The 13,912-nt window shown below is 49.8% G+C and carries 12 protein-coding genes; 7 read left to right on the top strand and 5 right to left on the bottom strand.

Features of this window, described 5'->3' with window-relative positions; translation table 11 throughout:
* The first annotated feature begins 288 nt into the window (after positions 1 to 288).
* The 3 genes from asnS to kynU all read left to right on the top strand — a co-directional run bounded on the left by asnS (position 289) and on the right by kynU (position 3,892).
* Positions 289 to 1,728, top strand: coding sequence for an asparagine--tRNA ligase (gene asnS / locus PKOR_RS07135; RefSeq protein ID WP_046309959.1), 1,440 nt, complete (start codon positions 289 to 291; stop codon positions 1,726 to 1,728).
* A gap of 157 nt (positions 1,729 to 1,885) precedes the next feature.
* Positions 1,886 to 2,419, top strand: coding sequence for a porin family protein (locus PKOR_RS07130; protein ID WP_046309958.1), 534 nt, complete (start codon positions 1,886 to 1,888; stop codon positions 2,417 to 2,419).
* Positions 2,420 to 2,611: 192 nt separating this feature from the next.
* A complete protein-coding gene (kynU, locus tag PKOR_RS07125; RefSeq protein WP_046309957.1) occupies positions 2,612 to 3,892 on the top strand; it encodes a kynureninase in 1,281 nt (426 codons plus the stop codon).
* A 156-nt stretch (positions 3,893 to 4,048) separates the two neighbouring features.
* Here kynU and PKOR_RS07120 read toward each other — a convergent pair whose 3' ends face one another.
* A complete protein-coding gene (locus PKOR_RS07120) occupies positions 4,049 to 5,434 on the bottom strand; it encodes an alanine/glycine:cation symporter family protein (RefSeq protein ID WP_046309956.1) in 1,386 nt (461 codons plus the stop codon).
* A gap of 147 nt (positions 5,435 to 5,581) precedes the next feature.
* On the opposite strand from PKOR_RS07120, the gene PKOR_RS07115 reads away from it, so the two are divergent.
* The 4 genes from PKOR_RS07115 to PKOR_RS07100 all read left to right on the top strand — a co-directional run bounded on the left by PKOR_RS07115 (position 5,582) and on the right by PKOR_RS07100 (position 9,668).
* Positions 5,582 to 6,859, top strand: coding sequence for a cation:proton antiporter (locus tag PKOR_RS07115; protein WP_046314201.1), 1,278 nt, complete (start codon positions 5,582 to 5,584; stop codon positions 6,857 to 6,859).
* 20 nt (positions 6,860 to 6,879) lie between these two features.
* The gene (locus PKOR_RS07110; RefSeq protein ID WP_046309955.1) at positions 6,880 to 7,479 is read left to right on the top strand and encodes an alpha-ketoglutarate-dependent dioxygenase AlkB family protein; all 600 of its coding nucleotides are present in this window, start codon (positions 6,880 to 6,882) and stop codon (positions 7,477 to 7,479) included.
* Between the two features lie 68 nt (positions 7,480 to 7,547).
* Complete coding sequence (locus tag PKOR_RS07105; RefSeq protein ID WP_046309954.1) at positions 7,548 to 8,936, top strand: FAD-dependent oxidoreductase; 1,389 nt, start codon at positions 7,548 to 7,550, stop codon at positions 8,934 to 8,936.
* A gap of 234 nt (positions 8,937 to 9,170) precedes the next feature.
* Positions 9,171 to 9,668: a DUF4168 domain-containing protein gene (locus PKOR_RS07100; protein WP_046309953.1), complete on the top strand. Its 498-nt coding sequence runs from the start codon at positions 9,171 to 9,173 to the stop codon at positions 9,666 to 9,668.
* A gap of 76 nt (positions 9,669 to 9,744) precedes the next feature.
* Here the strand turns inward: PKOR_RS07100 and PKOR_RS07095 are convergent, their stop codons facing one another.
* From PKOR_RS07095 to PKOR_RS07080, 4 genes are all read right to left on the bottom strand, one after another.
* Positions 9,745 to 11,307 carry a hypothetical protein gene (locus tag PKOR_RS07095; RefSeq protein WP_046309952.1) on the bottom strand — a complete coding sequence of 521 codons (1,563 nt, stop codon included), beginning with the start codon at positions 11,305 to 11,307 and terminating at the stop codon, positions 9,745 to 9,747.
* Positions 11,308 to 11,532: 225 nt separating this feature from the next.
* Entirely contained in the window at positions 11,533 to 12,615 is a 1,083-nt protein-coding gene (locus PKOR_RS07090) for an amidohydrolase family protein (protein WP_200897431.1), read from the bottom strand.
* A gap of 100 nt (positions 12,616 to 12,715) precedes the next feature.
* Positions 12,716 to 13,258, bottom strand: coding sequence for a GNAT family N-acetyltransferase (locus tag PKOR_RS07085; protein ID WP_046309951.1), 543 nt, complete (start codon positions 13,256 to 13,258; stop codon positions 12,716 to 12,718).
* A 71-nt stretch (positions 13,259 to 13,329) separates the two neighbouring features.
* Positions 13,330 to 13,857: a 3-hydroxyanthranilate 3,4-dioxygenase gene (locus PKOR_RS07080; RefSeq protein ID WP_046309950.1), complete on the bottom strand. Its 528-nt coding sequence runs from the start codon at positions 13,855 to 13,857 to the stop codon at positions 13,330 to 13,332.
* Positions 13,858 to 13,912: the final 55 nt, after the last annotated feature.

Below are 13,912 nucleotides of genomic sequence, written 5' to 3'. Positions count from 1 at the left end.
GGATAATTTTACTCTCATTTACAAAAAAGGTTAAATTATCGTTACTTTGGGGGATTTTTGGAGTAGGCAAGGATATCAAAAGCACCAAAGTATGGCCTGTGTTTCTGGACTTTTGAAACAAAGCTAACAGCAGGCGCTATACTTTAGCTTAGAACGCTACACTGTAGTTTGAAAGTATAGCTGCGCGCCTTGGCCCAAAAGTTTTGTGGCAGACATCTGCCACCTCGTTTTTAATTTATATTTTTAGGGATATTCTATACCTTCAAAACAGGTAAAACAACCATACACATGCAACGCACAAAAGTTAAAGATCTGCTACAGGGTGCCGAGGTAGGCAAAGAGGTATTGCTGAAAGGCTGGGTGCGCACTAAGCGCGGAAACAAGTATGTGAGCTTTATTGCCGTGAACGACGGCTCCACTATAAATAATTTACAGGTAGTAGCCGACGCTGAAAAGTTCAGTGAAGAAGCGTTGAAAGACGTGACCACAGGTGCTGCTATAGCCGTTATCGGTGAACTGGTTGCCTCTCAGGGTAAAGGCCAGGCTTACGAAGTACAGGCTACTAGTATAGAGGTGTTGGGTAAGGCTGATCCTGAAACATATCCGCTGCAGAAGAAGGCGCACTCGCTGGAGTTTCTGCGTGAGATTGCTCACCTGCGCTTTCGCACCAATACGTTTGGTGCTGTGTTCCGCGTTCGTAACTCATTGGCTTTTGCTGTGCACAGGTTCTTTAACGAGAAGGGCTTTGTATACATGCACACGCCTATTATTACTGCTTCTGATGCAGAGGGTGCCGGCGAGATGTTCCGCGTAACCACACTGGACCCAATCAACCCGCCGCTTTCTGAGAACGGACAGGTAAACTACGAGGAAGATTTCTTCGGTAAAGCCACTAACCTGACGGTATCGGGGCAGTTGGAAGGTGAGCTGGCAGCCATGGCCTTCAGCGACATTTATACTTTCGGTCCTACGTTCCGTGCCGAGAACTCTAACACGACGCGCCACCTGGCCGAGTTTTGGATGATTGAGCCGGAGATGGCTTTCTACGACCTGAAGATGAACGCCGACCTGGCCGAGGAGTTTATCAAGTACATCATCCGCTATGCGCTGGAGAACAACCGCGAGGATATTGAGTTCCTGGGCCAGCGCCTGGCAGAAGAGGACAAAGCCAAACCGCAGAACGAGCGCCAGGAGATGACCCTGATCGAGAAGCTGGAGTTTGTGGTAAACAACGACTTTGAGCGTGTAACTTACACGGAGGCGATCGATATCCTGGTGAACTCGAACCACTACAAGAAGAAGAAATTCCAGTACGAGGTAAGCTGGGGCGTGGACCTGCAAAGTGAGCATGAGCGTTACCTGGTGGAGAAGCACTTTAAGAAGCCAGTGATCGTGACAGACTATCCAAAGGACATCAAGGCATTCTACATGCGCTTGAACGACGACGGCAAGACTGTAGCCGCCATGGACATTCTGGCGCCGGGCATCGGCGAGATTGTAGGCGGTTCGCAGCGTGAGGAGCGCATCGATATACTAGTGGAGCGCATGAAAGGCGTGGGCATACACGAAGAGGACCTGTGGTGGTATCTGGATACCCGCCGCTTTGGTGGCTGCCAGCACGCAGGCTTCGGCTTAGGCTTTGAGCGTATGGTGCAGTTCGTTACCGGCATGGGCAACATCCGCGACGTGATTCCTTTCCCACGCACGCCGCAGAACGCAGAGTTTTAATAAGATCTATACTTAGAGGAGAGCCCGGCTATGCTTTAGCCGGGCTTTTTTATGGCCATACACCAAAAGCCCATTTCACCTATATTTATACTTCTAACCAGTAATACAGGACTATGACCAAACTCTACTCGCTTATTGCAGTTCTCACGTTTTTGCTATGCGCCCCTGCCGCTGCACAGGAGGATGCCTCTCAGGCACCATCTGCCAAGCAAAGCTTTACCAGTGTCAAAATTGGCCTAGCCTTACCACCATTGCCTTAAAAGATGGGCCATGGCAGGGTGCACAGCTAGGTGGCCATGCCGGCTTCTACTATCTGACCATGCAGAGCGATAAAGTGGGAGTGCAGGTAGAAGTGCAGTATTCGTTCCAGGGCGCGGAGCTGGAGCGTGGACACCTGCTACTTCATTACCTTAATGTGCCCATTACAGGCAAAATATTTGTTGCACCGAATGTAAGCTTGCAAGGGGGCGCCTATGCTGGTTTGCTGCTGGACCAGCGCTATGAATATGAAGCCATTGATTCCCGCCCGCAAATGGAAGGCAAAGACTACGGACTTGTTTACGGTTTATCCTTCGGCAATGAGAGCAAAGCTACCTTCAGTCTGCGCCACCAGGTAGGGTTGGCAAATATCATCAAAGCCAAAAACCAGGTGCTTCAGTTGTCGGTGGCATACTGCCTGAGTAAAAAATAAATCGCAGCTCCACCCTCAGCAACGCTATACCTTTCAACTGAGCCTGGCTATACTTTAGCCGGGCTTTTTTTTGAGATTAGTGCTCTCTAAAGCTCTTGCTTTACACCCTGCGTATAATCATCCCCAAATGTTTAACTTAGCAACAAAGAAACAGCGGCTGCACCGGCAGCTTAAAGTATAAACCCGCACAACATGAACTATCAAAACACGCTTGCCTTTGCACAGGAGCAAGACAGGCAAGACCCACTATACTACTTCAGAGATCGCTTTTATTTTCCGCAGGTAAATGGCCAGGATGCGATTTACTTCTGTGGTAACTCGCTAGGCCTGCAGCCTAAGTCGGCGCAGATGTACATCGACAACGAAATGTATAAATGGGCAAACCTGGCGGTAGAAGGACACTTCAAGGGCGAAGAGCCATGGTTTAATTACCACGAGCTATTAGCAGCAGGCGCTGCCCGTGTGGTGGGAGCTAAAGAGAGCGAGGTAGTGGTAATGAACCAACTGACCGTGAACCTGCACCTGATGCTGGTGTCTTTTTACAGGCCCCAGGGCAAGCGCTTCAAGATCATAACCGAAGGCGGTGCTTTCCCTTCAGACCAGTATGCTTTGGAGACCCAGACCAAGTTTCATGGATACAATCCTGACGAGGCTATCATAGAGCTTTTCCCAAAAGAGGGCGAGCACACACTGCGCACGGAAGACATCCTGCAAAGTATAAAGGAGCACGGCGATGAGCTGGCGCTGGTTATGATGGGTGGCATAAATTACTACACCGGCCAGGTATTCGACATGGAAGCTATTACGAAGGCAGGCCATGAGGCAGGTGCTTTTGTAGGCTTTGACCTGGCCCATGCTGCTGGCAACGTACTCCTGAAACTGCACGATTGGGACGTTGACTTTGCCGTGTGGTGTACTTATAAGTATCTTAACTCCGGCCCGGGTGGTACGTCGGGTGTGTTTGTGCACGAGCGTTTTGGCAACGATACTGACTTGCCGCGTTTTGCTGGTTGGTGGGGCCACGATGCTGGCGAGCGCTTTAAAATGCAGAAAGGCTTTAAGCCTATGCCGGGAGCGGCAGGCTGGCAGCTAAGTAATTCTCAAATCCTGCCGATGGCTGTACACCGTGCTTCGCTTCAGCTGTTTGATGAGGCTGGCGGCATGGAAGTCCTGCGCGCCAAAAGTGAGAAGCTAACAGGCTACCTGGAGTACCTGATCAACGATGTACCTGTAGGCAAAGATGTACTGGAGATGATCACCCCGCAAGACCCGCAGGCCCGTGGTAGCCAGATATCGCTGCTGGTAAAGCAGAATTCACGCCTGCTGTTCGATAAGCTGATGGAGGCTGGCATTATAGTAGACTACCGTGAGCCTAACGTGATCCGGATAGCCCCTACTCCACTATATAATAGCTTCGAAGAAGTATACCGCTTTTCCGAAATCCTGCACGAGTGCCTGGAGGGTGTAAAGTAGCAAAAGCCCAATCTGATTATTAAAAGTTTCTGACTTTCTATCTGTAGGTAATATATAAAAGGAGAAGCGGCTGCAATAAGTGTTGCCAGCCGCTTCTCCTTTTATTTTTATATCTCCGGGAAAGTCTACTTTCTAACTTTCCAATATTTTGACTTCCTAGGCTTTCACTTCCTCCCGAAATTCCTTCATTCGCTTAAAATAATCTCTGGCAGCTCGCTTTACCTTTGGCGACAGCAGAAGTGCTGAAATCATTGTAGGTATGGCCATCATGGCATACATGCCATCAATCAGAGCGATAACGGCTGTAATTGATGCCACTGCTCCAAAGATGATAGTGCATACATAGAAGTAGTTGTAGTAATGCTTGTACTTGGCTCCGAACAGGAAACTAAAGCACTTGGTGCCGTAATAAGAGTAGGAAAACAATGAGGTGAAGGCAAAAATCAGCACACAAATCACCAACACATAGCTGCCTATTCCGCCCGGCAGAGATGAACCAAAGGCTGTGGCTGTCATGGTTACACCATTGCCCTCAGAAGTTTGCCAGGTGCCAGTCACGATAATCGCTAGGCCGGTAAGCGTACATACCACCAACGTGTCGATGAATGGTCCAAGCATGGCCACCAGCCCCTCACGGATAGGCTCATCTGTTTTGGCCGCTCCATGCATCATAGAGGCAGTACCTATACCTGCTTCATTAGAGAAAGCAGCTCGTCTTGCTCCCGCAATAATAATAGCTCCAACAGCACCTCCCAGCACAGCATTGGCCGAGAAAGCATCCTTCAGAATCAACGCGAATGCATCCGGCACTGCATCGACATGGGTAAACATGATATAAAGCACGGCCACCATGTACAGCAATACCATACTTGGCACCATCTTACCTGCCACATGGCCAATCCGCTTAATGCCCCCGAAGATTACGAGCGAGGTGATGACAACCAGCGTAATACCAATGCCAAGGTTCCAGAAAAACGGATCTTCTGTGGCAATGCCGTTTGGCATCAAAACCACCTCGCGTAACACCTGCGTTAGCTGATTGGCCTGGAAGATAGGCAGCGTTCCAAAAAGACCTGCCACAGCAAAAAACACAGCCAAAGGCTTCCACTTCTTACCCAAGCCTTCTACTACCACATACATTGGCCCACCTTCGGGATGCCCATTGGTGTCGCGGCCACGGTACATAATAGCCAGTGAGCAGGTAAAGAACTTGGTAGCCATACCCACAAAAGCACTCACCCACATCCAGAACAACACACCCGGCCCACCGGTAGCTATGGCCACTGCCACACCACTAATGTTGCCCATACCCACGGTAGCCGCCAACGCGCTGGAGAGCGCCTCGAAGTGGTTAATATCACCCGGGTCGTTTGGGTCGTCGTACTTGCCACGCAGCACATTTATAGCGTGGCCCAGATAACGGAAAGGCAAAAATCCAGAGTAAAACATGAAGTAGAAGCCTCCCCCCATCAGCAGCAGCAGTAGCGGCAAGCCCCATGCAGTATCGCTAAACGCGACTAAAAAATTCTCTAATGCTTCCAAAAATCAAAGTTTAAATACGTTCAAAGACTACAAAAATAGGCAACACTTCTGAAACAACGTATGTATGCCTACAACTGGCGCAGCAATATAGGACAAACCTTATACTCTTATTTATTACAGGCGTTCATCTTAAAGATAGCACATCTAATGGATAATTATATAGTAACCATAACCGTGATAGGGTTAGCGGCTCTCTCCATGACCTGGATACCCAACCTCATGGAACGGACGTTTATCTCATATCCTATCGTGTTTCTGTTGCTAGGCGTGGTCATATACCTGTTGCCTTTGGGCCTGCCTACTCCAGATCCTATCTGGAGGGAGGATTATGTGGTACGGCTTACTGAACTTAGTGTGATTATATCGTTGATGGGTACAAGCCTTAAAATAAGGCGGAAGTTCGGCCTGAAAAGGTGGCGCATTCCGTTACGGCTGGTAAGCATAACAATGCTGCTCTGTATAGCAGCTCTGGCCTTGCTGGGCTGGGGCATACTCGGCTTTTCTGTGGCTGGCGCTGTGCTGTTGGGCGCTGTGCTGGCACCAACTGACCCAGTGCTGGCAGAACAGGTACAGGTAGGGCCTCCTGATGATAAGGAAGAAGATGTGGTACGTTTTTCCTTAACGGCAGAAGCAGGTTTAAACGATGGCTCCGCCTTTCCTTTTACCTGGCTGGCAGTAGTGTTGGCTGTATCTGCCGGTACCGGAAGCGAGTGGCTGCAGGATTGGTTACTGCGTGATTTGCTCTACAGAATAGTGGCTGGCGCCGGCGCTGGTTACCTGATTGGAAAAGGCCTTGCTTATCTTGTCTTCAAGCTGCCTAAAAAGACAAACTTCCCGAAGGCTCAGCATGGCTTCCTGGCTCTTTCAGCCACACTAGTTACCTATGGTATAACCGAATTACTGCACGGCTACGGCTTTATTGCTGTGTTTGTGGCGGGGCTTACATTAAGCGGCGTTGAAGAGGAGAATGAGTACAACATGGAGATGCACGACTTCATAAACCAAGTAGAGCGCATCATTATGGTAATCCTGCTGATCCTGTTTGGAGGAAGTCTTGTAACAGGTATTTTAGACTACTTAACCTGGCAGGGGGCCTTAGTTGGGTTGGCTTTTCTGTTCATCATCCGGCCTATCACGGCTTACCCTAGCATGCTTGGCACCTACTCAACCATAAAAGAAAAACTGGCCGTCTGCTTTTTTGGCATTCGGGGCATAGGTTCCTTCTTTTACCTTTCATTTGCGCTGGACGAGGTTGATTTTGCGGAAGCCAACGAACTATGGTCTATTGTCGCATTTATCGTGATGGTATCAATCGTACTGCACGGCTTAACCGCCGCACGGGCCATACGGACGCTGGACCGGGAGCGCATTAAAAGCGGCCGCCCTATCCCCGACTCAGACCAAACTCCGGAAGAAATCTATTAAGGCTGCTTCTATAAACTCCGATGCGCGATAACCCTAGAAACCTGCAACGCCTACACCTACTTGATGCTGAGGTATACTTTGCCCCTGATTTTATACCTGCCTCAGAGAGCAATTTATACTTTGAGCGGCTGATGCAGGAGGTGGGCTGGCAGCAGGAAAGTATAAGGATGTTTGGCCGGCAGCTACCCATGCCCCGCCTCACAGCCTGGTACGGCGATAAGGGCTATACCTACTCTGGTCTGCACAACAAGCCGCAGCCATGGCTACCTGTGCTGCAGGAGCTAAAAGAAAAAGTAGAGAAAGCCAGCAACCGAAAGTATAACAGTGTCCTGCTAAACCTCTACCGAACCGGTCAGGACAGCATGGGCTGGCATGCAGACGATGAGCCGGAGCTGGGGCAGGAACCAAGTATAGCCAGCCTGAGCTTTGGCGGCGAGCGCCGTTTTGCCTTTAAGCACCGCCACCGCCAAGACATTATACCCCTTCGCATCGTCCTGACGCATGGTAGCTTACTACTCATGCAGGGCCCTACACAACACCACTGGCTTCATCATATCCCCAAAACTACCAAAGCCGTACAACCACGCATCAACCTTACATTCCGGTATGTGATGGACTAACAAGTTTGCCAAAGCGCTGCGGAAACTGTTATTTTACACTTACAAGAGGCTTTGCCCTCTGATACACTATGACCGAGAAAAAGAATATTGCTATCATGGGAGCTGGTTTGGTAGGCTCGCTGCTGTCGCTGTACCTGGCTAAGCGCGGCCACAAGGTAGACCTGTATGAGCGCCGCCCCGACCTCCGAAAGAACGTTGTGGACGGTGGGCGCTCCATTAACCTTGCCCTCAGCGACCGTGGCTGGCGCGCCTTAAAAAGCATCGGCATAGAAGAAGAAATGCGTAAGGTAGCTGTACCCATGCATGGCCGCATGATGCACGACGAACAGGGAAACCTTACCTTTCAGCCCTATGGCAAAGAGGGGCAATCTATTTACTCCGTATCCAGGAGCGGCTTGAATGCGGCGCTCATGAACATCTCGGAGCCGAACCCCAACATTACTTACCACTTCAGCCGGCAGGCCACTGATGTAGACCTGCGCACTAACGAGATACGGCTGCGTAACCTGGAGACCGGCAATAACGAGACAATACAGCCTGATCTTCTCTTTGGCGCTGACGGGGCTTATTCTGTAGTGCGGGGAGCGATGCAGAAAACGGAGCGCTACAACTATGAGCAGAGTTATCTGGAGTATGGCTATAAGGAGCTTTCGATACCGCCCACTGCCGACGGAAGTTGGGCTATCGAGAAAAACGCTCTACACATTTGGCCGCGCGGCAACTACATGATGATTGCCCTGCCCAACATAGACGGCAGCTTTACCTGCACCCTTTTTTTTCCTTACGAAGGTGAGCGCTCCTTTACCACCATCAAGAGCGAAGAAGGCCTTATGAACTTCTTCAATGAAGTTTTTCCGGATGCTGTTCCGCTAATGCCTGATCTGGCAAAAGAGTATTTTACAAATCCAGTGGGCTCGTTGGTTACTATCAAATGCTTCCCGTGGAGCTACCAGGGCAAATCTTTATTGATAGGTGATGCCTGCCACGCAGTAGTGCCTTTTTACGGGCAAGGCATGAATGCCGGCTTCGAAGACATCACTGTACTGGATCAAATGCTGGATAGCTTTGATGGCGACGATTGGCAAGAGCTGTTTGAAGCTTTTGAGAAGCAACGCAAGCCTAATGCAGATGCCATTGCCGAGTTAGCTGTGCTCAACTTTATTGAAATGCGCGACAAGGTAGCAGATCCACGCTTCCTGCTCCGTAAGAAAATAGAGTCGAAAATATCAGAGCAATACCCCGATCGCTGGATTACGCTTTACTCTATGGTTACCTTCTCCGACCTGCCTTACTCCTATGCCCTCGAAACTGGCAGGCAGCAGGATGAGATCATGAAAAAGGTAATGAAGCACATCAAAGGCATAGAAGACTACAACAAACCGCAAGTACAGAAACTGCTGGAGAAGCAGCTTGTTAAAAAGGAGAAGCTAAAGAAATACGCTGCGGCAGAAGTATAGGCAACAGGAATAGTCATACTTCAAAGCCTATCCAGAGAGTAAGCAGCAGGAGTAGCATCTTCACTTACTCACTACCGAGTTCAGCATATTTGCTCTATAGTCTATCCATTCTTTCAGGGTGTCGCCTTCCTGCCTTCAAAACAATTTTCACATACCAGAGGTATAAAAGGTGTTACCTAGCAGGATGCTAGCCTTAATCATTCTTTCACGTCTTAAATAAAAATTCCCTCTTTTATGAACCTGAAGCTAAATCTTAAAGGCGCAGCCCTTGCCGCGCTTATATTTGGTGCTACCCTGGCAGCACCTGCCTCCATGGCACAACAAGCCACTCCCCAAACGCAGCAAACACAGCCTCAGAATTTTTCTGATGCAGATTTAAAGCAGTTTGCCGATGCTAGTGCACGCCTGATGGTGGTACAGCAGGAAAGCGAGAAAGCCATGATGGGAATTCTGGAGGAAGAAAAACTTAGTGTCGATAAATTTAACCAAATGGCACAGGCGCACCAGCAGCAGAAGCTTAACGAAGTAGATGCTACACCAGAAGAAATGGCTGCCTTCAACAACGCGGCACAACGCATGATGGAGATGCAGCCGACCCTGCAAAAAGACTTTGAGACTGCGATACAGAAAGACGGTATGTCACTTGAAAAGTATGAGCAGATTATGATGGCTTACCGCCAGGACCAGACACTACAACAGCGTGTAGACAAACTGATGCAAGAGAAGCAATAGACGAACTTAAGAAGAAAAAGAAAAGCCCCACCGGTTATCATCACCAGTGGGGCTTTTTACTTTTGCAGTGCATTTGCTATTCCTGAGCAGGCTGTGCTGGCTCTTGGCCGTGGGCAAACTCTACAATGCGGAAAGTGCGTGCCTTACGGTCGTAGTAGCCATAATGCAGCTTATCTTTGTAGCGATAGATCGTCTGGAACTCAGGCTCTGGCTTCAGGTTACGCTCATACTCTTCTATTCTTTCCTGCAGCACCTCTACCTCGCCTTCCTGCTCTACTTTAGTCAGGCTATTGGCATCCAATACTGTGTGGAAGTATGTACTTATACCCGGACCAGTTGGTATGTTGCCACCTTGCCCAAACGGATCATAGAAGTAGCGGCTATAGTATGGCGAGCTTAGGTAATAGCTCGGAATATTATAAGCAGGAGTCCATCTACCTGGTATTAGCATCAGGCCACGCGAAGTACGCACATAGCGGTCTGGTGTTCTTACCATACGGCTGCGATCGTCGCGGCCATTGCGTTCTGTTGGCGCTTTATAAGAGCCAATAGTAAGCTGTAATGTACTATCGCTGTAAGTATCTACCGTGATGGCAGGTATACCGCTAGCGAGGTTCTTCATTACCTTATCCTCCTTCTCGATTACCTCATACCCAGAAGAAAACAAGCCGCCCGAGCCGCGTTGATACACAGGCGTAGACTTAAGGGCTAGCTCCTCCTTGTCGGTGAAGGCATACTCCTTCAAAGGCTGCAGCGTGTTAAAATCGTAAGCGGTTAGCTTAAACTTATCTTTCTCCAGGTTTACCCTAAAGAGTTTGTCCTGGTGCAGGAACGAGTTGAAGCTAGGAGCATTACGCTGCTCAATAACAGGCAAGGTACGGTACTGCGTTTTGCCGGTATTCCAATCCAGGGTTAGTATTTCGGTTGTCGTTTCTTTGGAGTTCTTGCCACGCAAAAAGTATCCATCGAAAATCATGTGCAGCTTATCGCCCCGCGAGTAGATCTTACTGCGGTGATGGCCTGTAAACACATTGCGCTCCAGGTCCGGGTGCACGTAGATCATACCAGACTCGCGAGCATAGCGATCGCGGGTGCGGGGCATATCCTCGGCTTGAAACAGCTGGTAATCCATGGTAGCCACATTCTCGTCAGAGTCGCGGTACAGGTGCAGGTTGCTGTTTTTGTCGGTGTAGAGCATGTAGAAGTGATCTTCGTCACCAAAGCCACCTACGAAGGTCACGTTACGCTCCAGCTTTAGCTGCACATCCTGCAGGCTGCGGAATGCTCCGGTGTGGCGGTTGATGGCAAAAGGACGGACATACTCGCGCCGGCCGTTGATATAGCGGCTGTAGAACACAAATTCCTCATCCGTTACACGGGTGCCCATTATCTGCGGGTCCTTTGCATAGCGGTATGGGATTTCGTGCTGTGCCAACTTCTCGCCGCTTGGCGAAAGCATGGCAAAGTTAAGGTTGCCCCCCTGATAGAAGTATACGACCACGTATCCCTCATCATCTGCCACCGATACAAGGTCCTCGGCGCGGCTCATGGGCAGGTCTATATGTGCAAACTCCTTCTGGGCTTGTGCTGCCGTGGCAAAGGCACCCATAAAGAGCAGGCTAAAGAGTAATTTACGCATACTATAAAAGGTTGAAATTTATACTCTTACAACGTGCAAATATTTAGCCAAAGTATGAAAAATAGTAGGTAAGGCAATAAATTTTATAGTCTCTTCCCGTGTACTTTTTACCTTAAACCTACACCTGTGTAGCCTCACTGCATTTGGTTGCTCTTTCTCAGCAGATGATTCCTTTATACGTAATCCGATCTATTAAGCATAATACATCCTTTGTTAAAGAAACTTTTAAAACTCTTTCGGAGAGAGTAGAGATGGTGCCTCTTTTATGAAACGCTCCTTGCTCAGGTTTAGCCACTCCAGGGCAGTACCGCTCAGCATGCGCTCCTTGGTAGCCATGTCATAAGGCATTGCTTCAATCAATTTTCCAGGCTCTAGTTCTCCAAGCGGAAAAGGGTAGTCAGTGCCAAGGGCAATACTGTTAGCTCCAACAAGGCTCACCAGGTACTCCAGCGCTGCAGGGTCGTGTACCAGCGAGTCCACATAGAACTTGCCCAGGTACTCCCGGGGGTTTATGTTGTTATCGACGGCACAGAGATCGGGGCGCACCTCAAAGCCGTGGGCAATGCGGCCGATGGTTGCCGGGAAGGAGCCTCCACCATGGGCAAAAGCCACCCGCAGCTTCGGCAGACGCTCCAGCACTCCGCCAAAGATCATGGAACAGATAGCCACACTTGTTTCGGCAGGCATGCCCACCAGCCAGGGCAGCCAGTACTTTTTCATCTTCTTCTGCCCTATCATATCCCAGGGGTGCACAAAAATGGCTGCGCCCAACTCTTCAGCGGCCTGAAAGACAGGAAACAGCTCCGGTGCCTCCAGGTTCCAGTCGTTGATGTGGGTACCAATCTGCACCCCCGCCATGCCTAGCTCCCTCATGCAGCGCTCCAACTCTTTTATAGCTAAATCGGGGGCTTGCATTGGTAACGTACCGAGGCCTACAAAGCGATCGGGATAATCAGCCACAATACCGGCAATGTGGTCGTTAAGCATCTGCGACAGATCGTAGGTATGTTCCGGCTTGGCCCAGTAGCTGAACATTACGGGCACAGTGCTAAGCACCTGCACCCCTACCTTATGTCGGCTGCACTCATGCATGCGCACTTTGGGATCCCAGCAATTGTCCTGTATCTCCCGAAAGAACTTATCGTCCATCATCATGCGGGCGCAGCAGGGCTTGTGGTGCTCCAGACGGATAAAGCCGCCATAGCCATAACGCTCCCGCAGGTTCGGCCATTTTGCGGGCAGAATATGCGTATGGATGTCGATCTTCAGCAGGTTATCAGCAGTAAGTATAGGCGTAGTGTCTGGCATAAAGCTCAAAGTAGAGTTACAGGCACCCTCGCTTTGGGGCAACCCGACGGTGTTTGTACTTATACTTCCTACGTACGTGTTCCGGTAAAAGGGATAGGTGCTACATCCATTCTTTCTTTGAAAGTCCGTAGTACATTAAATCGACGGGGTGGCCATGCTGGATTTCACGCTCGCGCAGCCTGCCCTCGTAGGTAAAGCCAAGCTTCTGCAGCACCCTTTCCGAAGCTGTGTTGCCAGCCTCTACAATCGCCTCAACGCGGTTAAGCCCCAAGCTGCCAAAGCCATAGTTTAGCAGGACCCGTGCAGCTTCTGGTACATAGCCCTTGCCCCAATATGCTGGCAACAGCCAATATCCAATTTCAGCCTTTTGGTGCTCCTGCTCCAGGTTGTTCAGGCCGCAGGCGCCAATTAATTCGCCGCTGCTCTTCAACGAGAAGGCCCACCACATACCTGTGCTACGCTGGATAAGGTCTGCGTAGAACTTCATCTGCTCCTGCACCTCCTCCAGTGTATTGTAGTGCACCGCATAAAACTCCGTCACCCTCACATCCGAAAGCCCCTGAAGTATAAAGGCCTCGTCTGCAGGCTCAATTAGGCGCAGCGAAAGCCGCTCGGTGGTAAAGCTAGGGTGGCTGAGGATCATAAGTTCTTTCAGTATCCAGGAGGCACAGCTACGGCCTGTCTCCTAATTTATACTTTAAAAGCGTGATTGACTTATGCAGGTTTGGCCGGTGGATCCATTACTTCGCCACACTGTTTGCACGTCCGGTGTTCCATGCTGTCCCAGAAGTGGCTCATGATTACTGGCAGCTGCGCTACAATATCGGTTACATCGGCATACTCCTCGTAAAGCTTATTGCCGCAGTGCTCGCAGAACCACAAGAAGCCATCTTTCTCGCCGGGTTTGCGGTAGCGCTCCATTACCAAGCCCACAGTGTTAGCAGGGCGCTGCGGAGAGTGCGGCACACGCGGTGGAAGCAGGAAGATCTCTCCTTCTTTGATTGGGATATCCACTTGTTTGCCGTCTTCAATAATTTTTAAAACGATATCTCCCTCCAGCTGATAGAAGAACTCTTCTCCTTCATCATAATGGTAGTCTTTACGGGCGTTAGGGCCACCCACTACCATTACAATAAAGTCATCGTTGCCCTTGAACACCTGCTGGTTACCTACCGGGGGTTTTAGCAGGTGGCGGTGCTCTTCAATCCACTGCTTAAAATTAAAAGCTCGTTGTATAGCCATACACTGTATGTTACTTGGTTGATAAGATGAAAGTACGCAAAATATGCTAAAGTTG

The organism is Pontibacter korlensis, from assembly GCF_000973725.1.
In the GTDB taxonomy this organism is placed as follows: domain Bacteria; phylum Bacteroidota; class Bacteroidia; order Cytophagales; family Hymenobacteraceae; genus Pontibacter; species Pontibacter korlensis.
This window is presented reverse-complemented; position numbering and strand designations above follow the sequence as displayed.